Here is a 22,400-nt window from a genome sequence, read left to right on the forward strand (position 1 = left end):
CGGGGCGGACCGGCCGGCCTGTCAGTCCGGCTGGGCGTCGTGGACGACGAGGGCCAGCTGGACGCGGTTGTCGAGCGACGCCTTGGTGAGGATGCGCGAGATGTAACCCTTGACCGTCCCGACGCTCATGTGCAGCTCCGCGGCGATGACCGCGTTGGCCTTGCCCTGGCCGACCGCCAGGGCGACCTCGCGCTCGCGCTCGCTGAGCCGGGCGAGCACCCGCCGGGCGTCGGCGCGGCGGCGGTCGTCCTCCTCGGGAAGCAGGTGAGCGATCAGCCGCCGGGTGACGCTGGGCGACAGGATGGGCTCCCCGGCCACGACCCGGCGGACGGCGTCCACGATGCCCTCCGGCGGGGTGTCCTTGAGGAGGAAGCCGCTCGCTCCGGCGCGCAGCGCCCGGAAGACATGGTCGTCGGCGTCGAAGGTGGTCAGAATGATGACCTCGGGCGGATCGGGACGCAGGCGGAGCCGGCGGGTGGCCTCGATGCCGTCCAGACCGGACATGCGGATGTCCATGAGCACCACGTCGGGGCCGTGGGCGTCGATCGCCGCCGGGACGTCGCCACCGTCGGCCACCCCGGCGACCACCTGGAGGTCGGCCGCGCCCTTGAGCATCAGCGTCAGGCCCGCGCGCACGAGGGCGTCGTCGTCGGCGATCAGCACGCGGATCGGCATGCGCGGCTCGCTCACGAGGGCCATGGTAGCCACACGGCCAGCAGGAAGTCCTCGCCGGCCGCGCCGCCGTGCTCCAGCCGCCCGCCCGCCAGCGCGGCCCGCTCGGCCAGCCCGACCAGCCCCGCCCCTGCCGCTTGCGCGCCTGCTTCCGGCCCGCCCATCCCTGACAGGTCCGTGCCGGGTGCGAACGTGGCGGGAAGCGGGTTGCGGACCTCGATCGTCAGGCCGGCGCCGGACGTCCCGGACAGCCCCACGGTGACCGGGCTGCCCGGGGCGTGCTTGCGCGCGTTCGTCAGGCCCTCCTGGACGATGCGGAAGGCGGCGCGGGCGGTGGCGTCCGGCAGGGCGGAGAGCCGCACGCCGTGATCGTCCAGTTCGACGCGCATCCCGGCCCGCCGGCACTCCCGCACGAGAGATGTCAGATCGCCGCCGTGCAGCACCGGCGCCTCGCGGAGCACCGAGATGACGGCGCGCAGCTCCTGCAAGGCCAGGTGCGCGCTCGACCTGATCACCTGTGCGGCCTCGGCGACCTCGGCCGGGTCGGCCCGCGCGTTGAACTCCAGCGCGCCGGCGTGCAGCGCCAGCAGCGACAGCCGGTGCGCGAGCACGTCGTGCATCTCGCGGGCGATGGCCAGCCGCTCGGCATGGCGGGCCTGCTCGGCGCGCTGCCGCTGGTCGGCCTCGGCGCGGCGGGCGCGCTCGGCCAGCGTCAGCACCAGGTGACGGCGGGTGCGCGCCAGCATGCCCCAACCGGTCAGCGCCCCGCCGAACAGCACCCCGACCAGCGCCCAGACCGGATACGGGGCCAGGCCGGGAGGCCGCCAGGCGAACCTGGCCAGCGTCGCGGCCACGTCCGCCGCGCCCACGGCGATCGCCACGGCCGGCCGCCGGTAAAGGGCCGTGATCAGCGTGGCGATCCCGGCCGCCACCGAGGCCGACGCGGCGGGCACCGACAGCACGATGATCGCCAAGGCCGCGGTGGCCGGCCACCTGCGGCACAGCCACAGCGCCGCGCACGCCAGAGCGCCACCGACCACGTCGGCGACCAGGTACCAGCCCGGCGGCGGGACGCTCGCGGTGAGATCGCCCCCGACGACGGCGACCGCTGCCACGAGCGCGCAGGTGAAACCGCCCGCCGCCACCATCCGGTCCCGCCGCGACCGCATCGGCCCGGGACGCAGGTCCTCCGCGCTGGCCAGGAACATAGCCGCAGAGCGTACCCGGCCGGCGCGTCACCCGGCAGCAACCCTGGTCGCCACCGCGACCGACCAAAGTTGCCACGCCTCCGGAATCCAGACCCTGGCGTGCCTGGAGTCCGGGGCGTCCCAGGACCGGGGCGTCCCAGGACCGGGGCCGCGCAGACCGGTGGGCTGGGGCAGGTCACACTCCGGGCCGGCGATCGTCGAGGACCCGGTTGCCGTCCTCGTGCTCCATGGCGGCGGAGGACGGGGCGCGACGGCCGGCCACGGCTTGCCGGGTCTCCTCGGCGACCAGGTCGGCGTTGATCGCCGCCGCCGCGCGCATACCGGCGTTGGCGGACCCGATGACGGTCTCCGCGGGGTTGGCGACGTTGCCCGCCGCCCACACGCCGGGCACCGCCGTGGCACCGGCCGCGTCGGTGGGAACGTAGGTGCCGATCACGTGTCCGTTCATCTCGAACTCGCTCGCCGCCAGCCCCAGACCGGACAGGGCGGCAGTGCGCGCAGTGACCTGCGGGGCCGCCACCAGGGCGCGGACGGGGACGGTGCGCCCGCCGGCGAGGACGACGCCGGTCAACCGGTCCCCGTCCACCCGAAGGGCTCGGACCGCACCGTCGACCACCGCGACCTCGCGGGCGGCCAGCTGCTCGCGGGCGTCCTCGCCCGGCTCCGGCCCGGTGTGGAGGAACAGGGTCACGTCCACGCTCCACTGCCGCCACAGCAGCGCCTGCTCCACGCCCGCCGGCCCGGTGGCCAGCACACCGATCGCCTGGTCGCGTACCTCCCAGCCGTGGCAGTACGGGCAGTGCAGCACCTCGCGCCCCCACCGTTCGGCCAGCCCGGCGATCCCGGGCAGCTCGTCGGCCAGCCCGGTGGCCACCAGCAGACGCCGGCCGCGCGCCGAACGGCCGCCCTCGAGGTCTACCCGGAAGTCGCCGTCAGCCAGGCGCCGAGCCGCCACCACGGCGCCTTCGACGAGGTGACCGCCGTACCCGGCCATCTCGCGGCGGCCCATGGCGAGCAGCTCTCCAGGGGGTCTGCCCTCGCCGCCCAGGTAGTTGTGCACTCCTGCCGCCGGGGCGTTGCGCGGCTGCCCGGAGTCGACGACCAGCGCCGAGCGCCGCGCACGCCCCAGGGTGAGCGCCGCGCTCAGCCCCGCGGCGCCTCCTCCGATCACCACGACGTCATACCGCTGCTCCCCGTCGTCGGACGTGCCGGCCGAACTGAATCGCCGTTGCTGCTGCTCGGTCATGCCGTATGCCTCACTGTTCGGGTACTCGCTTCCGGCGGGCAGCATCGGCCGGGACGAGACGGTTCGGCAAGATTCCTTGCCGAACCAGCAAATGATCTGACCCCTGCGGGTTTGCGGCCGAAAGCGCGAGAAGGGCCTCCCCGGCGATGACGACCGACACCATGGGGACGTCAGGCCTCGTGGGCGTCGAACTGACGGTCAACCCGCCCAGACGATCTCGTAGACCGCCACGGTACGGCGAGGCCGGTCGACGTAGAAGGCGGCGAGGCCGTAGTCGCCGAACATCACCTCGCGGTAGTTCAGATCGTCCCGCTGTCCGGTGCCGGAGTTCTTCCAGGGGTCCTCGCCCACCTTGGCCAAGGCCTCGACGAGCGTGAGGAAGGCCGCTTCGGGAAGTCCGGGGATCTGGGCCGATCCGCTCGCGTGGAAGATCACGCGATAGTTCACCCGGCCTGGCCTCCGGCGCGCCGGGTCATGGCGTCGGCGAGTGTCATGCCGGGAAGGGGCGTGGCGACGTCCTCGGCCGGGGCCCACGGGCCGCCGGCACCGGTACGGGCCTCTTCGGCGCGCCGGTCGTGACCTGGGCGGGAGTACATCACCGCGCGCAGGTGCCAGCGCTTCAAGACCTGCTGAAGCTCGCGGTAGCGCCACGTTTCGTGCGCGGCCGCGACCATCGCGGCGCGGTAGTCGTTCATGAACTGCTCGTGGTGACGCTCGGGCAGGCGGCCCAGGATGTCGTCGGGGTCGTACCCGACGCCGTGCGGCTCGGCGGGCTGAGCTGACACGGGGGGCCTCCTGTCTGATCGCCTGGCGTGTGCGGTTTCAGCGTACTGCCACCGGGGGCGGTCGGCAGGGTCCGCGCCTTCACCGTCTCCACCGGGGGCGGTCGGCGGGGTCCGCGCCGCCGCCACCGAGGAGACTGCCGGCGCCAACCGTCGTCGCGGTCGAAGGTGACGGAGGTTGTCACGGACTGGTCTTCCGGCAGCAGCGGCGGATCGCGTCCCCGCGCGACCGTGGGCCCATGACGACAACCGACTCCAAGGCGCGCGGCCGGTGGGCCGCGTTGCTGCTCGCGGTGATCACTCCGGTCGTCGCCGAGCTGACGCTGGGCAACCCGCCGCTCAGCCAGGTCTGGCTGATGCTGGTGTGGGTGCCGATCTACGGCGCGGGCACCGTGCTGATCCGCGAGCTGGTACGCCGACGTGGCCGGGGCTGGCCGGCGATCCTGCTGCTCGGTGCCGCCTACGGCATCGTCGAGGAGGGCCTGGTGCTGCAGGCGCTCAGCAGCCCGACCCTGTACGGCGCGGCGGGCTGGGCGCCCAGGATTCTCGGCCTGAACAGCGCCTACACCGAGCTCAACATCCCCTATCACGCGGTTTTCAGCGTGACGTTGCCGATCCTGCTGGCCGATCTGCTCTTCCCGGGGCTGCGGCAGCGGCCCTACCTGGGCAGAACCGGGCTGGTGGTCGCCGGCGCGGTGTTCGGGCTGGGCGGGGTGCTGGTGCGGTCGAGTGTGACGGCGTTCATCGACCCCGGTTACCAGGCGCCGCCCGCGGTGGTGGCGGGCTGCTCGGTGGCCGTCGCGCTGCTCGCGGTGACGGCGCTGGCGCTGACGCCGCGGCTGCGTCCAGCGACGCCGGAACAGGCTGCGCGGGAGCAGGCCGCGCGGGAACGGCTCGCATCGGGACGAGCCGCGCCTCGCCTGTGGATCGTGGGCGCCCTCGGCGGCGTGGCCGGTTTCGGCTATCTCGCGCTGCTGTTCCCGTTCGGCGGGTCCACCCAGTCCGCCTTCACGCACGGCGGCTGGGTGGCCGTGCCGATGCTGGCCGCGGCGGCGCTCGCGGCGGCCGCGTTCTGGCTGGTACGCCGCTGGACGTCCGCGGACGGGTGGAGCGACCGGCACAGCCTCGCCCTGGCCGCGGGCGCCCTGCTGGCGCACACCGCGTTCGGGCTGGTCGCCAACGCCGAGACCGTCGCCGACCGGGCCGGCCTGGCCGCCCTCGGCGTGGTCATGGCCGCTGCGCTGGCACTGCTCGGCCGCCGACTCCGCCCAGCCGGCCACGCACACAGGCTCTGACAGCCGTCGGCTCCGCCTGGCCGGGCACGCGCGCGAGCTCTGACGGCCGCCGGCCCGGTGGAGCTTCGGGAAGGCGTCCCGCGATACGGGCCAGGCGTGGAGCGGCTCACCGGCGCCGGCCCTTCTGGCGGATCTTGATCTGCCGCATGTCCGTGACCGCGACCCGCAGGAGGTGGTAGGCGTGGCCGTGCGCCTCCAGCGCCGCGACGGCCTTACGGGTGGCCTCGGGCTCGCCGTCGTCGGGGCCGGCGGGCGCCTGGCAGCGGAAGGTGAACGCCGAGAAGCTCCCGTCGTGGGTGAAGGTTCCCTCCTCGGTGAACGCGGCACCGCCGGCGACCTGGACGGCGGCGCGCCCGGCGTCGTCCAATCCGTCGAACTTGCCCCAGATCATCACTCGGAACACGGTCAGTCCTTTCGTATGGCGTAGGTGAGCATGCGCTCGCCGAGCATGTCCTCGACGGCGTCGAGCAGTTCCAGCACGGCCTCGGCGATCGCGTCGGAGCGCTGGCCCGCCGAGGTGCGCCGGCCGATCTCCTGCAGCACCAGGGAGTGCAGCGAGCCGAGTTGCCAGGCCACCACGCGGGGCAGCGGGTCGCCCGGCGCGGCGCCGGTCTCCTCGGCGAGCGTGGCGGCGAGCGCGTCGGTCATCTGGTAGCTGAGCTCTTCCAGCCGGGCGGTCAGCGTGGGGGCGGCCCGCATCATCTCCAGGAAGCGGCCGAACCCTTCGGTCAGCCCGAGCCTGCGGTCGCGGCGGCGCGCCTCCTCGCGCAGGTGCTCCAGCACCGCCCGCGCGGCGGGCATACCGGGCGGGCGGGCGCGCACGATGTCGGCGAGCCGCTGAGGGGAGGCCTCGTCCGGCGGCAGGACGAGGTCCTCCTTGGCTTCGAAGTAGTTGTAGAGCGTGTTGACCGACACCTCCGCCGCCGCGGCGACCTCGGCGATGGTGACGTGGTCGAAGCCGCGCTCCACGAACAGGCCGGTGGCCACCTCGGAGATGCGCTGGCGCGTCTGCCGCTTCTTGCGTTCCCGCAGCCCCTCTGTCATGGCCAGAAGTCTAACCGCACTGCAAACATTAAGTCGATTGCAAGTTTGCTATGGACTGTGTTTTTATCGTCGCCATGTCCACACCCGTCATCCACGCCCAGGGCCTGACCCGGACGTTCCACCTCAAAACCGGCCCCGTGCACGCCGTCCGCGGGATCGACCTGACCGTCGAGCGCGGCGAGATCCTCGGCTTCCTCGGCCCCAACGGGGCGGGCAAGACCACCACCCTGCGCATGCTCACCACCCTGCTGCCGCCCAGCGGCGGGCAGGTCGAGATCGCCGGGCACGACCTGCTGCGCGACCCCATGGGCGTGCGCCGCCGGATCGGCTACGTGGCCCAGTCGGGCGGCCTGGACCCGGCCTGCGACGTCCGCGAAGAGCTGATCACCCAGGGCCGTCTGCACCGCCTGCCGAAGGGCGCGGCACGCGAGCGCGCCGAGGAGCTCGCCCGCGACCTCACCCTGCTCGACCTCATGGACCGCCCCACCGCCGCCCTGTCCGGCGGCCAGCGCCGCCGCCTGGAGATCGCGCTCGGCCTGGTCAACCACCCCGAAGTGGTCTTCCTGGACGAGCCCACCACCGGGCTCGACCCCGGCAGCCGCGCCGAACTGTGGGACCTGATCCGCCGCATCCGCGCCGAACGCGGCACCACGATCTTCCTCACCACCCACTACCTGGACGAGGCCGACGCGCTCGCCGACCGCATCGTGGTCGTCGACGCCGGGACGATCGTCGCCGAAGGCTCACCCAGCGACCTCAAGACCCGCTTCACCGGCGACCCCGCCGCCAGCCTCCAGGACGCCTTCCTGTCCATCACCGGCCGCACCACGGCCGACGACCCCATCGCCATCTGACCCGCCGACCACCCCGCCGACCACCCCCCGCCGACCACTCAAGGCAGAGCCATGACCCTTCTCACCGACACCGGCGTCATCTTCGGCCGCTACCTGCGTGCCACGATCCGCTCCACGACCAACCTGCTGTTCGGCATGCTCCAGCCGCTGCTCTTCCTGGCGCTGTTCGGCCCGCTGCTGACCAGGCTCGACCTCGGCGTCAGCGGCTCGTCCTGGCAGAACCTGGTGCCAGGCGTGCTCGTCCAGCTCGCCCTGCTCGGCGGCTCCTTCGTGGGGCTCGGCCTGCTGATGGACCGCAACCTCGGCGTGATCGACCGCATGCGGGTCACGCCGGTCAGCCCGCTGGCGCTGCTGCTGGGCCGCGTCCTGCGCGACGTCGTCCAGCTCGTCGTGCAGTCGGTCCTGCTCGTCCTGCTGGGCCTGGCCTTCGGGCTGCGCGCCCCGCTGCCCGGCGTGCTGATCGGGCTGACGTTCATCGCCGTGCTCGCCGCGGCCCTGTCGGCGCTGTCGTACGGGCTGGCCATGAACGTCTCGACGCCGCCGGAGTTCGCCGCCATCGCCAACACGGCCGGCATGCCGCTCATGCTGCTGTCGGGCCTGCTGCTGCCGATGAGCCTCGCCCCCGGCTGGCTGGACGCCGCCTCCCGCGTCGTCCCGTTCCGCTACACCGTCGACGCCGTACGCCAGGTGTTCCTCGGCCACTACGCCAACGGCACCGTCGCCGCCGGGGCCGCCGTCACCCTGGCGCTGGCGCTGGTCTGCCTGCTGGGCGGCGCCCGCCTCTTCCACCGGCCGCGCGCCTGACCCGCCCGCCGGCTGGCACCCGGCGTGGATTCGGCTCCGGCCGAATCTGTCGCGCGCTCCCGTCGCCCGGCCGCACCGTGGTCGGCATGACCACGCTCTCTCGCGGCGCGAGCGCCCTGTTCGGCGGGCTTCCCACCGTCTTCTGGCTGCTGTTCTGCGGCCAGCTCGTCAACAGGTTCGGCGGCGTGGTGCTGCCCTTCCTCGTCTTCTACCTCGGCGGACGCGGCTACGCCCCCACCGAGATCGCCACCGTGATGGCGGTCTACGGCCTGAGCGGGCTCGCCGGGCAGGCCCTGGGCGGCTACCTCGCCGACCGGTTCGGCCGCCGGATCACGCTGGTCGGCGGGCTGCTGTCCACGGCGGCCTGCCTGACGATGATCGGGCTGGCGGGCAACCTGGCCTGGCTCGTCGCGTCCGCGGCCGCGCTCGGGCTGGCCGGCGACGTGTACCGGCCCGCCGCCTCCGCGCTGGTGGCCGAGATGACCCCGGCCGAGCAGCGGCCCAAGGCGTTCGGGCTCATGCACTGGGCGTTCAACGTCGGCGCCGCCCTGTCGGGCGCGGTCGCCGGGCTGCTGCTGGCCCACGGCTACTGGATCCTGGTCGTCCTGGACGCCGCCACCAGCGTGACCTTCGCCGTCATCGTGGCCGTCGGGGTGCCACGCGACCGCCCGAGCCCCAGGCGGCGCCGCGAGCGGATCGGCTACGCCGGCGCGGTGCGCGACCGCCTGCTGCTCGGCGTGGTGGCGCTGATCGCGCTCGGCTTGACCCTTTACACCCAGGTCCGGATCGGCCTGCCGCTCGAGCTGACCGCCGACGGCCTGCCGCCGTCGCTGTTCGGGCTGCTCATCACGCTCAACGCGGCCCTCGTCGTGATCTTCCAGCCGATCGCGGTGGCGTGGCTGTCGCGCTTTCGCCGCCTTCCCGTCCTCGGCCTGTCGATGGCGCTGCTGGGCGCGGGCCTGGCGCTGAGCGGCCCGGCCACCGAGCCCTGGCAGTACGTCGTGACCGTGGCGCTGTGGTCGGCGGGCGAGATCGGCATGGCCGCCTTCGAGGTCACCGTCATCGCCGACATCACCCCGGACGGCTCACACGGCACCTACCAGGCCATGTTCGGGTGGGCTGATGCGATCTCCAGGTTCGGCGGGCCGATCGCCGGGGCCGCGCTCTTCGGGGTCTCGGCCCTGTGGGCGGCCTGCGCGGCGGGCGGGGTGCTGTGCGCCGTGCTCGCCTTCGCGCTGCTGCCCGCCTTCACCCGGCGCACCACGTCTCCATCGCCGCCCCCGGCTACCGTGGTCGCCGCGACCGAGGAGGCCGTCCACCGCTCCTCCTGACCGGCCAGGGCCCGCCCGCCGACCTGGCGGGGGCGGCCACCTCCGGTTCCCGCGATCAGTCGCCTCCGAGCAGCGCCGTGGCCATCTGCTGGACGGAACGGGTGAAGCGGCGGGGATCGCCGGGCGATGTCAGGTGGCGTATCAGGTCGCCGTCGAAGACGGCGAGCACGGCGTGGGCCAGGAAGCCGGCGTCGAGGTCGGGGCGACCGTCGGCGAACAGGTCGCTGAGATGGCGGTGCCAGAACCGGTAGCTGGGGTCCGCGTACTTGTCCTCGGCGCAGGCCTGCTCGTGCGCGGCCAGCAGGACGGCGTTGCGTTCGGCGATCGCGCCGAGCCCGTCGAGGAAGGCGAGCAGCCGCTGCCGGGCGGGCGCTCCGGGCCCGAGGGGCGGGGGGCCGTGCGTGACGGCGTCACGCAGTTCGCGGGACCTGTCCTCCAGCAGCGCCTGCAGCAGTCCGGCGCGGCTGCCGAAGCGGCGGAACACGGTGCCCTTCCCGACCCCGGCCAGGGCGGCGACGCGGTCGAGTGACACGTGCTCGCCGCCGCCTTCGTCCAGGAGCCGCTCGGTCGCGCGCAGCACCGCCCGGCGGTTGCGGACGGCGTCGGCGCGTTCGGTGCGCTGTTCGGCCATCGTGAGCACCCTTTCTGCGGACTGTCGGTCCGGATATGTTACCGTGCATCAACCGGACCGGCAGTCCGGATTTTTCGTCCCTCCAGCAGAGGAGTTCTCCGTGGACATGCGCGCGCTCGTCGTCGATCCCGGCGCCCCCGGCTCGCTGCGTCTCGGCACCGCCCCCGAACCCCGGCCGGCCCCGCACCAGCTCGTACTGGACGTCCGGCACATCTCGCTCAACCGCGGCGAGGTGGCCTTCGCCGGCCGGCGACCGCCCGGGACCGTGCACGGCTACGACGCCGCCGGCGTCGTCGTGCGTGCCGCCCAGGACGGCACCGGCCCAGCCGTGGGCACCACAGTCGCGGCGTTCGGCGCCGGCGCGTGGGCACAGCGGATGGCCGTCGACACCGGCGCGGTGGCCGAAGTCCCCGGCAAGGTCGACCTGGCCGACGCCGCCGCGCTGCCGATGGCCGGCATCACCGCGCTGCGCACGCTGCGCTCCCGCTCCATCCTCGGCCGGCGGGTGCTGATCACCGGCGCGGCCGGGGGAGTCGGACGTTACGCGGTCCAGCTGGCGGCCCTGGGCGGCGCCCACGTCATCGCCTCGGTGGGGTCGGCGGCCCGCGCCGACGGCCTGACCGAGCTGGGCGCCCACGAGGTGGTCATCGGCCTGGAGGGCGTCGATCAGCCGGTCGACCTCATCCTCGACAACGTCGGCGGACCGCAGCTGGCCGCCGCCTGGCAGCTGCTGGCACCCGGCGGGGGAGTGCAGAACATCGGCTGGGCCTCCGACGAGCCGGCGGTCTTCGAGCCGTACTCGCTGTTCTTCGTCGGCCCGGCCAAGACGATGAGCACCTTCGGCGACGTCCACGAGGTCGGGCCCGACCTCGCCACCCTGCTCACGTTCACCGCGGACGGCAGGCTCTCACCGGAGGTCGACTGGCGCGGCTCCTGGGAGCGCGTCACCGAGGCCGCCCAGGCGCTGCTCGAGCGACGCATCGCGGGCAAGGCGGTCCTGGACGTGGAACCGGCGAAGGCCGCCTGACCCGCCCCCGGGCAGGCACGGCGCCCGGCACGACCAGAAGCTCTGCACGCTGTTCGACATCCGGTCCTCCTGGGACGGATGGAGGGGACCGGTGGAGGCGTGCGCCGCCACCCGGTATCCGAGCCGGTGCGCCTCCTCGACCAGCGCGGCCACCTCCCTTTCCGTCAGCTGCCCGTCCGCACATCAAGGGCGCTCCACCGCCCGGTTCGCCGGGCCTGACACGCTCACCTGCCCCGCGCTGCCGGGACGCGCCTGATCGCGTCCCGGCAGCCTCACCCGGGCCGTTCCGGATCAGCACGAGGAGTCCCGCCCGCGTGAGTCTGCGCATCTCCAAGCGTTGCCACGGAAGTTCGTCCAGGCCCACAATCGCCGCCCCTGTCACGTGTGGTTGGCTCATCGGCATGGAAAGAACCGCCGACACCGCTTTGCCCGAGTCGCCGCACCGCGCTGCCGCCATCACCCGGTTGCTCCGCGAGCACCCCTTGATCGACGGGCACAACGACCTGCCCTGGACGGCCCGCACCCTCGTCGACTACGACTTCGATCGGCTCGACATCAGCGGGGACACCTCCGGGCACACCCACACCGACCTGCCCCGGCTGGCGGCCGGGCTGGTCGGCGGGCAGTTCTGGTCGGTGTTCGTCCCCTCCTCCCTGCCTGCGGGGCACGCGGTCACGGCCACCTTGGAGCAGATCGACTGCGTGCTCGCCATGGTTCGCCGCTACTCCGACCACCTGGCCCTGGCGACCACCGCCGAGGAGGTGGAACGCATCTTCGCCTCCGGGCGGATCGCCTCGTTGATGGGCGCCGAGGGCGGCCATTCGATCGACTGCTCGATGGGGGCGCTGCGCATGCTGTACGCCCTGGGCGTGCGCTACATGACCTTGACCCACAACGACAACACCCCCTGGGCGGACTCCGCCACCGACGAGCCGGTCAACCATGGCCTGTCCGCGTTCGGCGAGGAAGTCGTCAGGGAGATGAACCGGCTCGGCATGCTGGTCGACCTGTCGCACGTCTCGGCCGACACCATGCGCGACGCCCTGCGGGTCACCCAGGCGCCGGTGATCTTCTCGCACTCCTCGGCGCGCGCGATCTGTTCCGCGCCGCGCAATGTCCCCGACGACGTCCTGCAGACCCTGGCGGCCAACGGCGGGGTGTGCATGGCCATCTTCGCGCCCGACTTCGTCTCCCAGGACTACTGGGAGTGGCGTCTGGCCGCCGTCGACGCCGCTCGCTCGATCGGCGTCGAGACCGCTGACTTCGACGCACTCCATGAGTTCCTGGCCAGCTGGGCGACGACGCACCCGAGGCCCGTCGTCACCATCGAGCATGTGGTGACCCACCTGGAGCACATGCGCGACGTGTCCGGCATCGACCATCTGGGAATCGGCGGCGACTACGACGGGTGCGACATGCTGACCCGCGGGCTGGAAGACGTGAGCGGCTATCCGCGGCTGTTCGCCGCCCTGGCTGAGCGCGGCTGGTCCGAGGCGGACCTGGCCAAGCTGGCCGGCCGGAACGTGCTGCGAGTGCTGCGCGACGCCGAGGCCACCGCCAGGGACCTGCGGCAACAGCGTGGGCCCAGCCTCGCGCGCATCGACGCCCCGTCCCGGCCGCCCGGCAAGTAGACGGACTGGAGGCGCCGGCAGGCCGGTCGGCGAGCTTGAGGTCAACGCCTCTACGCCGCGTCGCCGGGCGTCCCGATCGGCCTGGTCACGGGGAACGACCTGCTCGGCGCGGCCGCGGAGAAGGCGTTGTCGTACTGGGTGAACGACTGACTCGGCCCGCGGGGGATCGTCAGGCCGACGGGCGCCTGCAGACCGCTTCAGCCCTGCAGGTAGCGCAGGACGGCGAGGACCCGGCGATGGTCGTGCTCCGACGGAGACAGGCCGAGTTTGGTGAAGATCTGGGTCACGTGCTTCTCCACCGAGCCGTACGACAGGAACAGCGCGCCTGCGATGGCGTTGTTGGAACGCCCCTCCGCCATCATGGCCAGCACCTCGCGTTCCCTCGGGGTGAGCGCGCCCAGGGCCTCCGTGCGGTGGCTGGCGCCCATGATCTGGGTGACGACCTCCGGGTCCAGGACGGTCTGCCCGGCCGCGATCCGCTCGAGCGCGGTCAGGAAATCCTTGACGTCGGCGACACGCTCCTTCAGCAGGTATCCCACCCCGTGGGCGCCCCCGGCGAGCAACTGGGCGGCGTAACTCGTCTCGATGCACTGAGAGAACATCAACACGCCCGTACCCGGATGGTCACGGCGGATCCGGATCGCGGCCCGCAGGCCCTCGTCGGTGTGAGAAGGCGGCATGCGCACGTCGACCACGGCGATGTCAGGACCGTGCTCCGCCACGGCCGCCCGCAGCGCGTCGCCGTCGCCCACGGCGGCGACCACCTCCTGGCCGCGGGAGGCGAGCAGCATGCACAGGCCCTCCCGGAGCACCACGGCGTCCTCGGCGATCACGATGCGCATGCGCGGTCCGTTCACAGGTGCAGGGGAAGTTCGACAGTGATCACCGTAGGCCCTCCTGCCGGGCTGCGGATGCCGATCGTGCCGTCCAACGTCCCGACCCGGGCGGCCAGCCCGCGCAGGCCGGATCCGGTGTCCATCGCCGCGCCGCCGCCGCCGTCGTCTCCGACGAGCAGCGTCAGCAGGCCGCCTGTCGCCCGGACGTCGACCGCGGCATGTCGGGCGCCGCTGTGCTTGGCCACGTTGGCGAGCAGTTCCGCCGTGCAGAAGTAGGCGATGGCCTCGACGGCCGGAGCCGGCCGCTCGGGCAGATCGGCTTGCAGCCGGACCGGGATCGGGCTCCGTGCGGCGAGCGTGGCCAGGGCGGTCTCCAGCCCTTTGTCGAGCGCGGCAGGGTGGATGCCGTGGATCAGGTCACGCAGTTCGGCCACCGTCTCCTTGGCGCTGCGGTGAGCGCCGTCGACGAGCGCACGGGCACGCTCCAGCCGGTCAGGATCGCCGGCGTGCTCGAGTTCCTCCTGCGCCATGCCCAGGCTCAGGGCCAGCGTCACCAGCCGTGCCGCGGTCCCGTCGTGCAGGTCCCGCTCGATCTGGCGGAGTCTGGCGACCGCGTCGTCCATGGCCGACGCCCGCGCCTGCTCCAGCCGGCGGATCCGCGTGTCGCCCGGACCCGGCCCGAGCAGGGCCCGGGCGATCACGCGTTCAGGGGCCAGGACGAGGCGGACGCCCCACGGAGCCAGGAGCAGCAGCGCCAGTCCTGCCGCGCTCATCAGCAGCGCACCCGGCCAGTTGCCGGGAGACAGGTCGGCCCAGGCGAAGGACTGCCACCACAGGGGGCAGCCGAGCAGGAGCAGGCCACCTCCCCACAACCCGGCGGCGACGGCGACGGCGGCGACGGCCGCCGGGAGCCGGATCAGCCCATGCAGGACGGCGCGCCATCCCGTCACGTCGCCGAGCGCCGCGCCGAGCCAGTTCAGCCAGCCCGGCGCGGAGCGGAACGGGGCAGGATCGGGCACCCGCACCCCGGCCAGCACCCGCGCCAGCCACCGGTTGGCCGCGCCCAGCCCTCTGCCCGCCCGCACGCTCAGGGCCAGCATCGGCACTCCGACGAGATTCGCCGTCATGAGGACGCTCACCCACACGAGAACGACATGGGCCAGGCCGATTCCGGCCATCAACGGCATCATCAGCGCATAGGCGAGCTCGCGCCGCGCCCGTGCCCGCGCAGGAGCGGCGATCAGCGCGCGCCACGGGCCGAAGCCGTCGTCCTCTGCCTGCCTGCTCACGTTCCTCCTCGCCCGATGACATCGATCACGACCGTACGCCGTACAACCTGACGGACGGCCCGTGGGGGACATCCCGAAGCCGGAACGGAGGATGTCCCGGTGGTGGCCCGCCATCCGGCGTCGGCACAGTGATCATCATGATGGAGACCAAACAGCGGCACCGGCGTGCCAGGACCACGTGGCTGGTCATCGGTGTGACGGCGGCGACACTCACGGGAACGGCCCCGGCGGCGTCCGCCACCCGGGACGTGCAGCCGACCTGGCGGGACTGCGCAGGCCAGGGCGCACTCGCAGGCATGCGGTGCGCCGAGATCGAGGTGCCCGTCGACTGGGCCGAACCGGACGGCACGAAGATCAAACTGGACCTGGCCCGGCTACCGGCCACCGAACCTGCGCGCCGCATCGGCAGCGTCCTGGGCATCCCCGGCGGTCCCGGCGCCGACGGGATCGAGGACCTGAAGCGCGCCGCGGCGACCTCACCGACCTGGGCCGCAGGTTCGACATCGTCGCCTACAAACCCCGCACCAGGGTATGGCTCGATCAGGTGCCGCCCTCCTGCATGCAACCGGCGACGTCACTGTCCGACCCCCGCAACCGCAAGGAGTACACGACGCAGGCCACGGCGATGACCAAAGCCTTCGAAGCGTGCCAGAAAGCGGACAGAACCGGTCTGTTCGCCCACATGGATTCCCTGTCGGTCGCCAAGGACATGGAAGCGGTCCGCCAGGCCCTGGGCGAGGAGCGGCTGAGCTTCATGGCCAACTCCTACGGAGGAGTGGCCGCCGGCGCCTATGCCCGCCTGTTCCCGCACCGCATCCGCGCCATGTACCTCGACGGGGTGATCAATCAGGTCCTCGGATGGCCCGACCAGCAACTGCGGACCTATCCCGCCCGGGAACGAGGGTTCACCACGTTCACCACCTGGTGCGCGGCCACCCCTGCCTGCGCCCTGCACGGACAGGACGCCGCGGCGGAATGGCGCAAGCTCACCCAGGATGCCGACCGCCACCCGATCCCGGTCACGTCCTCCCAGTTCGGCAAGGGCAAGCTCACCGGATGGCACCTGAGGGCGATCGGCTTCATGAACGACCCGGGGCCGGACAACTCAGGCTGGCTGGCCTTCGCCGAGGCGGTCGCCAAGGCCAGGCGCGGGGACGGTTCCGGATTCGCCGACTTCGTCCTCGGCAACACCCGAACGTGGGCCCTGCCCGGGGTCATGGCGATGAGCTGCGGGGACGAGCGGGGCTACACCGGCTACGCCCAGCTGCGGAAGGCCCGTCGTCAGTCGATGAAGATCTCGCCGAACTTCGGCGGAGGAGCCGGGATGGACGCGCTGGCATGCGCGGGCTGGCCGCTGAAGGTCGCCAACCCGTCCCGCCCGCTACCGGCCCGCGGCCTGCCGCCAGTCCTGGGCATCGGCAGTACATGGGGTGACTACGCATGGACCGAGAGCTTCACCGAGATGATCCCAGGATCGGTGGCCGTCGCCTACGAAGGGCCCGGCCACGCCCTGTACCTGACGAAGAAGAAGTGCCCGATCCGACACGCCACCGCGTATCTGACCGACCTGACCCTGCCCAAGCCGGGCACCACCTGCCCCGCCGAATGACCCTCGGTGTTCTATGGGGCGGGGGCGGGGATGCTCGCGGTGACCGTGAAGCCTCCCTCACCGTCGTCTCCCGCGCTGAAGGTGCCGCCGAGCAGGGTCACCCGGCGGTTGAGCCCGGTCAGACCCATCCCTGAGCCGGCGCCGGTCAGCGTGGGGTCGCCACTGCGCCGGGGCGGCGCGTTACGCACCTCGACGTCGGCCCGGTCGCCGGGATAGACGACGGTGACGGTAACCGGCGCCCCGGGGGCGTGCTTGCGGGCGTTGGTCAGCGACTCCTGCACCACCCGGTAGAGGGCGCGGGCCACGACTGCGGGCACCGTACCGGGATCGCCCTCGACGTTCAGGGCCGCGTGGTCGGCCGCCGCCAGCGCGGCCAGGTCACCGCCGGTGTCGTCGTCGGAACGCCCGGCGGGCACAGGCCGGGCCCCTGTGGTGACGACACGCATGAGGTCGCGCAACTCGGTGAGAGCGCGCGTGCCGACCCGCCGGATCTGCTCCGCCGCCTCGCGCGCGCCGTCGTCACCCGTGGTGACACGCAGCGCGTCAGCGTGCAGGACGATCTCGGTCACGTGGTGAGTGACGATGTCGTGCAGCTCCGCGGCCAGGCGCTGCCGCTCGGCGGTCTCGGCCCGCTCGGCGAGCAGCCGGCGCTCGGAGTCGGCCAGCTCGGCCCGCTTGCGCAGCTCGCGCACCAGCTCATACCGGGCCCTCAGATAGAGGGCGATCAGCGCGGGCAGGGCGGTGGCCGACAGCGCCGTGGAGAGCTTGCCCCACGAGGGCGACCAGACCGGGATCGCCGGCAGCGCCAGGACCGCGGCGAAGGCGAACGCCTGCCGCCAGGGCAGCAGGGCGACCAGGAACGACACCACGAGCGAGGCCGCCCCAGGCGTCACCATCGGGTCGATCCGCGGTAAGACCAGACTGGCGCCGACAGCGAGCACCGTCGTGACCGCGATGGCCAGCCCTCCCACCATCCGAGGGAAGCGGACCACCGCCGGCAAGGACGCGTCAAGCAGGAGGTTCAGGGCCAGCTCGACGGGAAAGCCGGCGCCGCCGGCGTACACCCCCGCAGCGTGCAGCACGATCTGAAGGACGGCGAGCAGCGCGGCCGCGCCGACGGCGGCCATGAACATCATCCTTCGATCGCTCACGAGGAGCTCCGGCCGGGACAAACGTGACGGTATACGCACAGCGGGCACCTTCAGCAGGCCTGACGTCGCGGGGTCGTGGTCAGCCGGGCCCGTCAAGGAGCCCGGCCTGGTGGGCGAGCAGCGCGGCCTGCGTGCGGTGGGTGAGGTCGAGCTTGACCAGAAGACGGGAGACATAACTGCGGACGGTCGTCTCCGACAGGAACAACCGCCCCGCGATCTCGGGATTGGTGAGCCCCTCGCCCAGACAGGCCAGCACCTCCCGTTCCCGCTCGGCCAGCTTGCCCACCAGCGCCCGCGCGCTGTCGCGCCGCTCATCGCCCCTGGACGACCGCGTGATCAGCCTCCGCGCCGCGCCCGGCGACATCACAACGTTGCCGTCCGCCGCCACCTTGACCAGGTTGAGCAGGTCCTCGGCCGGGGTGCTCTTCACCAGGAAGCCCCCCGCCCCGGCCTCCAGAGCGCGCAGCACGTACTCGTCGGACTCGAACGTCGTCAACGCGACGACCGCGGGCGGCGCGGCCAGCGCCGCGATCTCCCTCGTCGCGGTGATCCCGTCCACGCCCGGCATCCGCAGGTCCATCAGCACCACGTCGGGCTGGTTACGCAGGACCTCCTCGACCGCTTCCGCCCCGTCGCGCGCCTCGCCGACCACCTCCACCTCCGCGCTGGAGCCGAGGATCGTCTTCAGATGCCGGCGCACCATCGGGTCGTCGTCGGCCAGCAGAACCCTGATCACGTCTGCACAGTCTGCCATCCGTCATCGCCCGCCGTGGCGCCCAGCCCGTGCCCGGGCCGGGCGCCATCGCGGTGATCAGCCGGCGAGCCCGCGCCAGAAGGCGCATCGGTGCTCACCGCTGAGGTCGACCGGACCGATGCCGCCCTGGCTTGCGGGCTTCAGGCTGAGGACGGTCTGACCGGACGGCGTGAACGCGGGCCAGGCGGGTGCGCCGGCGGCCTGGGGCTTGCCGGTGTGGGCGAAGGACGTCCAGTAGCCGATCATCTGCTCCGCCAGGCGCCACTGCTCGGGCGTGAGCCCGTCCCATGGTTTGCCGTCCAGGTCGAACAGGTAGGGCAGGTCGCTGGCGTGCTGGGCGCCCAGCGGGAAGTCGGAGGGGTGGCCGGAGATGTTCGGGGCCTTGGCGTCGGCGAACTCGTAGGCGTACACCGTGGTGCGGGCGGCCATCGCCTCATCGCCCTCCAAGGTCGGGCAGGACCATCCGCGGTCACTGCTCACCGTCGCCCAGGCCAGGCCGGGGGAGGAGAAGTCGCTCAGCGGATATTCCTTCAGCACCTTGTCGGCATGCTCGCCGAACGCGTTCTTCATCAACGTCGGGTAGTTCTCGGCGGTCACCGGGATCCCGGCCTGCGCGGTGCCGGCGACGAATCCGGTGCTCTCGCTCTTGGTGGCGCCGGAGATCACCGGCACGCGCAGGAATTTGCCCGTGCGTACCGCTCGCGCCGGGTCGAGCGGCAGCAGCGGCGTGCCGTGGGCGAGGTTGAGGCCGAAACTCTTGCTCACCTTCATCAGCTCGGCGACCGGCTTGGCCCGCAGGCACTCCAGCTCCTTGCCCGCCGCGCAGCCGAGCTGCTTGGCCGCGGCCAAGCTGAAGTCCTGGCTGGTCTTCAGCGAAGGGTACGGCGTCATCGACGGCATGTCCGGAACCGGGACGTAGGTGCCGGCCGGCCAGTCGAGCAGGCACGACCCCGACTGCACGACGGCCTTGTCGATCAGGCCGCGCGCGGCCGGAGAAGTCAGCAGCGCGCAGGTGCTGATCCCTCCGGCGGACTGACCGACCAGGGTCACGTTGTCCTTGTCGCCGCCGAAGGCCGCGGCGTTGCGCTGCACCCACTTCAGGGCTTCGAGCTGGTCGGCCAGCCCGAACGTGCCCGAGCCCGGCAGCCCCGGAAGCGCGAGGTAACCGAGCGCCCCGAGCCGATAGTTGGGCGTCACCACCACCACGTCGCCCTGGTCGGCCATCCGCCGGGCGTTGTACATGCTGCCGGAGCCGGTGAGGAAGCCGCCCCCGTGCAACCACACCATCACCGGCAGCCGCTTGCGCGACGACTTGGCCGGCGCGGTGACATCGAGGAACAGGCAGTCCTCCCCACCGAGCTGCTTACCCTCCTCCACCTGCAGGCACGGCCCGCCGGGCTTGGTGGCGTCGGCCACCCCCCGCCACGGTGCGACCCGCACCGGTTCCTTCCACCGCAGCCTTCCCACCGGCGGCTGCGCGAAGCGGATCCCCGAGTACGTCCTGACCGTGCCGTCATCCGAGCCCTGGATCCGACCCGAATCCAGCTTCACGACCGACGGCCGCGGCTTCGGTGCTGCTTGTGGCTGCGCGGCGGCCTGCGCGACGCACAGGGTCATGGTGAGACAGCCGCCGGCGGCCAGAGCGAGCAGCCGCCGAATCGACGATGATCTTCTATCAAGCATGCGACCAGCTTCGTACCGGCCCCGCACCCGCCGTGAGATGTGAATGTTGCAGGCTTCCGACAGGTTGTTGCACAGCCGCATGGCCGAAAGGCGAGGCGGAACTACTTCTCAGGTACAGGGGTGCCGTCACAGCCGCGGTCAATGCGGCCCGTGTCGAAGTACGACACGAGCTTGGTGGCGCAGCCCGGCACGCGCAGAACGGAGCCGTGCACGTCGTCGCCGACGGTGAAGACCCATGCCGCTGACAGCGGCGTGCATCTGCCTGGTCCACTCAAACAGGGAGACCGCTTCGTAGCGGTGCCCGGACAGCACCAGCGACCCACCGGTGCGGCGCACCTTCGTCTCCTGCACCGGCAGCGGCCAGCCGGCTCACTGGGCGGTGTCGCCCCCTTCCCGCATCTCCTTGAACGCCTGGGCGACCTGCGGCCAGTCCGGTGCCGCTGGGCCCCGCCCCCGGGCCACCACGGCCGCTCACCTCCTGGTTCCTGGCCGCCGAGTTCACCACCGGCACCGTGACCACGCACCGGCCAGACCAGACGTTCTCCGGCCCGGCGGTCGCGCTCACCGACGGCGGCTACCCGTCCTGGACCTCTGACGAACCGCTCAGCAAGAACGTCTCAGCGCGCCCGCGTAGGACGACCAGGCCGGCGCAGTGGAAGGATCTGTGGGACGCCGGCTCGACCGGCCCGCACCACACACTCGAACGCCAAGGACAGGCCCTGTGATGACACCGCCGCCACGTACCGCGCACCAGCGCAAGATCGACGCCCTCGACCGGCTCGCACACGACGTCGACGCCTGGGTGGCCACAGCCGGCCCGGACGGCGGCGCGCCCTACCTGGTGCCCCTGTCCTTCCTGTGGGACGGCGCCACACTGCTGATCTCCACCCCGGCCGCCAGCCCCACCAGCCGCAACCTCCAGGCCACCGGCAAGATCCGGCTCGGCATCGGCCCTACCCGCGACCTGCTCCTCATCGAGGGAACCGTCCAGGCGTTCGAAGCCGGCGAGATCTCCGACGAGACCGGCGACGCCTTCGCCACCAAAACCGGCTTCGACCCGCGCCGGCTCAGCAGCCCCTACCTGTACTTCCGCATCCACCCCCAACGCCTGCAGGCCTGGCGCGAAGCCAACGAGCTCGAAGGCCGCGACCTCATGCGCGACGGCCGCTGGACCGTCCCCTGACGCGACGAAAGGCCCTCACCGGCGGCCGCCCGGCAACGGAGGAAGGGCGGCGGTGCAGCAACCCGAACTTCGTCGCTTACCCACCAACCACGAGTTCCGCCTGCGCGGCGAGGTACAACAAACCGCTGAAAGCGCTACACGCCGCCGACCTGCTCGGCATGAGCGGCCAGATCGACCCTCACCACCCCCTGAACCGGGCCGACGTCAGCCGTGAGCCGACCGCCAAGGGGAGTCATGCTGGGTGGCACGGGCCGTGGCGCTGATCCGCACAGCGTAGACGGGCGTGCCCCCGCCGGGCACCGGCCCCAGATAGTCGTGCCCGGTCAGATGACACCAAGCGGGCAGATCGATCGGCGCCGCCGGATCCCCGGCGATCAGATGGACGACGCTGCCAGGAGCCAACCCGTCAGCCAGGCGGCGCAACTCGATCAGCAACTGGACGCAACGGCGCTCACCGCCGTCCAGCACCACCGGCCCGCCGGCAAACTCGCCGGGCAGGCCGTCATCCCTCTCATCACCCACGCCGATCACCCAACCGACAGCCCATCCAGCACCCCGGCAACCCTACGAGCACAGCACCCGCTGAATACGGCCCGCCGCGAACCACAAACCAGCCACCGCCATCACCACCAGATACCCCGCATGACCCACCAACCCCCACCCGGGCTGCCCCAACGCCAGCCCGCGCACCAACTCCACCGCGTGAAACAACGGCGTCGCCACCACCACCGCCTCCAACGCCGCCGGATAGGCACCCACGGGGGAGAAGGTCCCAGAGAACAGGAACAGCGAGAACTGCGCCGCCGTCATCAGATCGAAATCCTGCCAGCCGCGCAACAACGTCGACGCCGCCATCCCCACCGCGCCGAACGCCACCCCCACCAGCATCGTCGCCGGGAACGCCGCCAACGCCCACACCGGCTCAGCCAGCCCCAGCACCACCATCACCACCAAGAACAACGCCGTGTACACAGAACTGCGCACCATCGCCCAGCTCAGCTCACCCAACGCCACCTCGATCGGCCTCACCGGAGTCGCCAAGATCGCCTCGAACGTCTTGGCATAACGCATCTTGAAGAAGAAGTTGAACGTCGTCTCCGCCAGCGCGCCATTCATCGCCGAAGCCGCCAGCATCGCCGGAGCCACGAACACCGCGTACGACACCACCCGCCCATCACCCAACGGGATCCGGCCCACCAGCGCACCCACCCCGACCCCGATCGACAGCAGGTACAGCAACGGCTCGAAAAACCCCGACACCAGCACCAGCCAGTACGCCGCGCCCGACCGCAACGCGCCCACATTGCGGCCGACCACCGCACCCACCCGACCCACCGACACCCGCCGGGCCAACGCCAACGTCACCATCA

At 72.3% G+C, this 22,400-nt stretch carries 24 protein-coding genes; 9 read left to right on the forward strand and 15 right to left on the reverse strand.

What is annotated here, in order from left to right:
* Positions 1-21: 21 nt before the first annotated feature.
* The 5 genes from ABT294_RS44835 to ABT294_RS44855 form a co-directional block, all read right to left on the reverse strand.
* Positions 22-699 (reverse strand): response regulator transcription factor, encoded by a 678-nt coding sequence (locus ABT294_RS44835; RefSeq protein WP_350812605.1) that lies wholly within the window; start codon positions 697-699, stop codon positions 22-24.
* Positions 687-1,880: a sensor histidine kinase gene (locus ABT294_RS44840; protein WP_350812606.1), complete on the reverse strand. Its 1,194-nt coding sequence runs from the start codon at positions 1,878-1,880 to the stop codon at positions 687-689. The genes ABT294_RS44835 and ABT294_RS44840 overlap by 13 nt, the downstream gene beginning before the upstream one ends.
* A gap of 175 nt (positions 1,881-2,055) precedes the next feature.
* On the reverse strand, positions 2,056-3,126 hold the full coding sequence (locus ABT294_RS44845; RefSeq protein WP_350812607.1) for an NAD(P)/FAD-dependent oxidoreductase: 1,071 nt from the start codon (positions 3,124-3,126) through the stop codon (positions 2,056-2,058).
* Positions 3,127-3,324: 198 nt separating this feature from the next.
* A complete protein-coding gene (locus tag ABT294_RS44850; protein ID WP_350812608.1) occupies positions 3,325-3,573 on the reverse strand; it encodes a hypothetical protein in 249 nt (82 codons plus the stop codon).
* The gene (locus ABT294_RS44855; RefSeq protein WP_350812609.1) at positions 3,570-3,911 is read right to left on the reverse strand and encodes a DUF6247 family protein; all 342 of its coding nucleotides are present in this window, start codon (positions 3,909-3,911) and stop codon (positions 3,570-3,572) included. Before ABT294_RS44855 ends, ABT294_RS44850 begins: the two co-directional genes overlap by 4 nt.
* Before the next feature lie 236 nt (positions 3,912-4,147).
* Between ABT294_RS44855 and ABT294_RS44860 the strand changes: the two genes are divergently transcribed.
* On the forward strand, positions 4,148-5,203 hold the full coding sequence (locus ABT294_RS44860) for an AF_0692 family protein (RefSeq protein ID WP_350812610.1): 1,056 nt from the start codon (positions 4,148-4,150) through the stop codon (positions 5,201-5,203).
* Positions 5,204-5,309: 106 nt separating this feature from the next.
* Here ABT294_RS44860 and ABT294_RS44865 read toward each other — a convergent pair whose 3' ends face one another.
* Complete coding sequence (locus ABT294_RS44865) at positions 5,310-5,606, reverse strand: DUF6204 family protein (RefSeq protein ID WP_350812611.1); 297 nt, start codon at positions 5,604-5,606, stop codon at positions 5,310-5,312.
* A gap of 2 nt (positions 5,607-5,608) precedes the next feature.
* The gene (locus ABT294_RS44870; RefSeq protein WP_350812612.1) at positions 5,609-6,247 is read right to left on the reverse strand and encodes a TetR/AcrR family transcriptional regulator; all 639 of its coding nucleotides are present in this window, start codon (positions 6,245-6,247) and stop codon (positions 5,609-5,611) included.
* Between the two features lie 74 nt (positions 6,248-6,321).
* Between ABT294_RS44870 and ABT294_RS44875 the strand changes: the two genes are divergently transcribed.
* From ABT294_RS44875 to ABT294_RS44885, 3 genes are all read left to right on the forward strand, one after another.
* Positions 6,322-7,101 (forward strand): ABC transporter ATP-binding protein, encoded by a 780-nt coding sequence (locus ABT294_RS44875; protein WP_350812613.1) that lies wholly within the window; start codon positions 6,322-6,324, stop codon positions 7,099-7,101.
* 51 nt (positions 7,102-7,152) lie between these two features.
* Entirely contained in the window at positions 7,153-7,905 is a 753-nt protein-coding gene (locus ABT294_RS44880) for an ABC transporter permease (protein WP_350812614.1), read from the forward strand.
* A gap of 86 nt (positions 7,906-7,991) precedes the next feature.
* Entirely contained in the window at positions 7,992-9,236 is a 1,245-nt protein-coding gene (locus ABT294_RS44885) for an MFS transporter (RefSeq protein WP_350812615.1), read from the forward strand.
* 55 nt (positions 9,237-9,291) lie between these two features.
* On the opposite strand, the gene ABT294_RS44890 is transcribed toward ABT294_RS44885, so the two are convergent.
* Positions 9,292-9,867 (reverse strand): TetR/AcrR family transcriptional regulator, encoded by a 576-nt coding sequence (locus tag ABT294_RS44890; protein ID WP_350812616.1) that lies wholly within the window; start codon positions 9,865-9,867, stop codon positions 9,292-9,294.
* A gap of 106 nt (positions 9,868-9,973) precedes the next feature.
* On the opposite strand from ABT294_RS44890, the gene ABT294_RS44895 reads away from it, so the two are divergent.
* Both ABT294_RS44895 and ABT294_RS44900 read left to right on the forward strand, forming a co-directional pair.
* Complete coding sequence (locus ABT294_RS44895; RefSeq protein WP_350812676.1) at positions 9,974-10,894, forward strand: zinc-binding dehydrogenase; 921 nt, start codon at positions 9,974-9,976, stop codon at positions 10,892-10,894.
* A gap of 401 nt (positions 10,895-11,295) precedes the next feature.
* Entirely contained in the window at positions 11,296-12,525 is a 1,230-nt protein-coding gene (locus ABT294_RS44900) for a dipeptidase (protein ID WP_350812617.1), read from the forward strand.
* A gap of 197 nt (positions 12,526-12,722) precedes the next feature.
* On the opposite strand, the gene ABT294_RS44905 is transcribed toward ABT294_RS44900, so the two are convergent.
* Complete coding sequence (locus tag ABT294_RS44905; RefSeq protein ID WP_350812618.1) at positions 12,723-13,367, reverse strand: LuxR C-terminal-related transcriptional regulator; 645 nt, start codon at positions 13,365-13,367, stop codon at positions 12,723-12,725.
* Between the two features lie 11 nt (positions 13,368-13,378).
* Entirely contained in the window at positions 13,379-14,650 is a 1,272-nt protein-coding gene (locus ABT294_RS44910; RefSeq protein ID WP_350812619.1) for a sensor histidine kinase, read from the reverse strand.
* Positions 14,651-15,209: 559 nt separating this feature from the next.
* Between ABT294_RS44910 and ABT294_RS44915 the strand changes: the two genes are divergently transcribed.
* Positions 15,210-16,259, forward strand: coding sequence for an alpha/beta fold hydrolase (locus tag ABT294_RS44915; RefSeq protein ID WP_350812620.1), 1,050 nt, complete (start codon positions 15,210-15,212; stop codon positions 16,257-16,259).
* 11 nt (positions 16,260-16,270) lie between these two features.
* Here the strand turns inward: ABT294_RS44915 and ABT294_RS44920 are convergent, their stop codons facing one another.
* The 3 genes from ABT294_RS44920 to ABT294_RS44930 all read right to left on the reverse strand — a co-directional run bounded on the left by ABT294_RS44920 (position 16,271) and on the right by ABT294_RS44930 (position 19,847).
* Complete coding sequence (locus ABT294_RS44920; RefSeq protein ID WP_350812621.1) at positions 16,271-17,410, reverse strand: sensor histidine kinase; 1,140 nt, start codon at positions 17,408-17,410, stop codon at positions 16,271-16,273.
* Positions 17,411-17,489: 79 nt separating this feature from the next.
* Complete coding sequence (locus ABT294_RS44925; RefSeq protein WP_350812622.1) at positions 17,490-18,146, reverse strand: response regulator; 657 nt, start codon at positions 18,144-18,146, stop codon at positions 17,490-17,492.
* 75 nt (positions 18,147-18,221) lie between these two features.
* The gene (locus ABT294_RS44930; RefSeq protein ID WP_350812623.1) at positions 18,222-19,847 is read right to left on the reverse strand and encodes a carboxylesterase/lipase family protein; all 1,626 of its coding nucleotides are present in this window, start codon (positions 19,845-19,847) and stop codon (positions 18,222-18,224) included.
* A 434-nt stretch (positions 19,848-20,281) separates the two neighbouring features.
* Here ABT294_RS44930 and ABT294_RS44935 point away from each other — a divergent pair, with 434 nt between their 5' ends.
* The gene (locus ABT294_RS44935; RefSeq protein ID WP_350812624.1) at positions 20,282-20,572 is read left to right on the forward strand and encodes a hypothetical protein; all 291 of its coding nucleotides are present in this window, start codon (positions 20,282-20,284) and stop codon (positions 20,570-20,572) included.
* A complete protein-coding gene (locus ABT294_RS44940; protein WP_350812625.1) occupies positions 20,572-21,030 on the forward strand; it encodes a pyridoxamine 5'-phosphate oxidase family protein in 459 nt (152 codons plus the stop codon). Before ABT294_RS44935 ends, ABT294_RS44940 begins: the two co-directional genes overlap by 1 nt.
* 204 nt (positions 21,031-21,234) lie before the next feature.
* Here ABT294_RS44940 and ABT294_RS44945 read toward each other — a convergent pair whose 3' ends face one another.
* A complete protein-coding gene (locus ABT294_RS44945; RefSeq protein ID WP_350812626.1) occupies positions 21,235-21,552 on the reverse strand; it encodes a sulfurtransferase TusA family protein in 318 nt (105 codons plus the stop codon).
* Positions 21,553-21,594: 42 nt separating this feature from the next.
* The gene (locus ABT294_RS44950; protein ID WP_350812627.1) at positions 21,595-22,398 is read right to left on the reverse strand and encodes an ABC transporter permease; all 804 of its coding nucleotides are present in this window, start codon (positions 22,396-22,398) and stop codon (positions 21,595-21,597) included.
* Positions 22,399-22,400 lie beyond the last annotated feature (2 nt).

Source organism: Nonomuraea sp. NPDC000554, assembly GCF_040300065.1.
Lineage (GTDB): Bacteria > Actinomycetota > Actinomycetes > Streptosporangiales > Streptosporangiaceae > Nonomuraea.

Coding starts and splice junctions, on each gene's coding strand:
- ABT294_RS44860 (WP_350812610.1), top strand. CDS start 4,148: ATGACGACAACCGACTCCAAGGCGCGCGGCCGGTGGGCCGCGTTGCTG.
- ABT294_RS44845 (WP_350812607.1), bottom strand. CDS start 3,126: ATGACCGAGCAGCAGCAACGGCGATTCAGTTCGGCCGGCACGTCCGAC.
- ABT294_RS44840 (WP_350812606.1), bottom strand. CDS start 1,880: ATGTTCCTGGCCAGCGCGGAGGACCTGCGTCCCGGGCCGATGCGGTCG.
- ABT294_RS44950 (WP_350812627.1), bottom strand. CDS start 22,398: ATGGTGACGTTGGCGTTGGCCCGGCGGGTGTCGGTGGGTCGGGTGGGT.
- ABT294_RS44930 (WP_350812623.1), bottom strand. CDS start 19,847: ATGCTTGATAGAAGATCATCGTCGATTCGGCGGCTGCTCGCTCTGGCC.
- ABT294_RS44875 (WP_350812613.1), top strand. CDS start 6,322: ATGTCCACACCCGTCATCCACGCCCAGGGCCTGACCCGGACGTTCCAC.
- ABT294_RS44835 (WP_350812605.1), bottom strand. CDS start 699: ATGGCCCTCGTGAGCGAGCCGCGCATGCCGATCCGCGTGCTGATCGCC.
- ABT294_RS44870 (WP_350812612.1), bottom strand. CDS start 6,247: ATGACAGAGGGGCTGCGGGAACGCAAGAAGCGGCAGACGCGCCAGCGC.
- ABT294_RS44890 (WP_350812616.1), bottom strand. CDS start 9,867: ATGGCCGAACAGCGCACCGAACGCGCCGACGCCGTCCGCAACCGCCGG.
- ABT294_RS44915 (WP_350812620.1), top strand. CDS start 15,210: ATGCAACCGGCGACGTCACTGTCCGACCCCCGCAACCGCAAGGAGTAC.
- ABT294_RS44880 (WP_350812614.1), top strand. CDS start 7,153: ATGACCCTTCTCACCGACACCGGCGTCATCTTCGGCCGCTACCTGCGT.
- ABT294_RS44905 (WP_350812618.1), bottom strand. CDS start 13,367: ATGCGCATCGTGATCGCCGAGGACGCCGTGGTGCTCCGGGAGGGCCTG.
- ABT294_RS44940 (WP_350812625.1), top strand. CDS start 20,572: ATGACACCGCCGCCACGTACCGCGCACCAGCGCAAGATCGACGCCCTC.
- ABT294_RS44885 (WP_350812615.1), top strand. CDS start 7,992: ATGACCACGCTCTCTCGCGGCGCGAGCGCCCTGTTCGGCGGGCTTCCC.
- ABT294_RS44895 (WP_350812676.1), top strand. CDS start 9,974: ATGCGCGCGCTCGTCGTCGATCCCGGCGCCCCCGGCTCGCTGCGTCTC.
- ABT294_RS44900 (WP_350812617.1), top strand. CDS start 11,296: ATGGAAAGAACCGCCGACACCGCTTTGCCCGAGTCGCCGCACCGCGCT.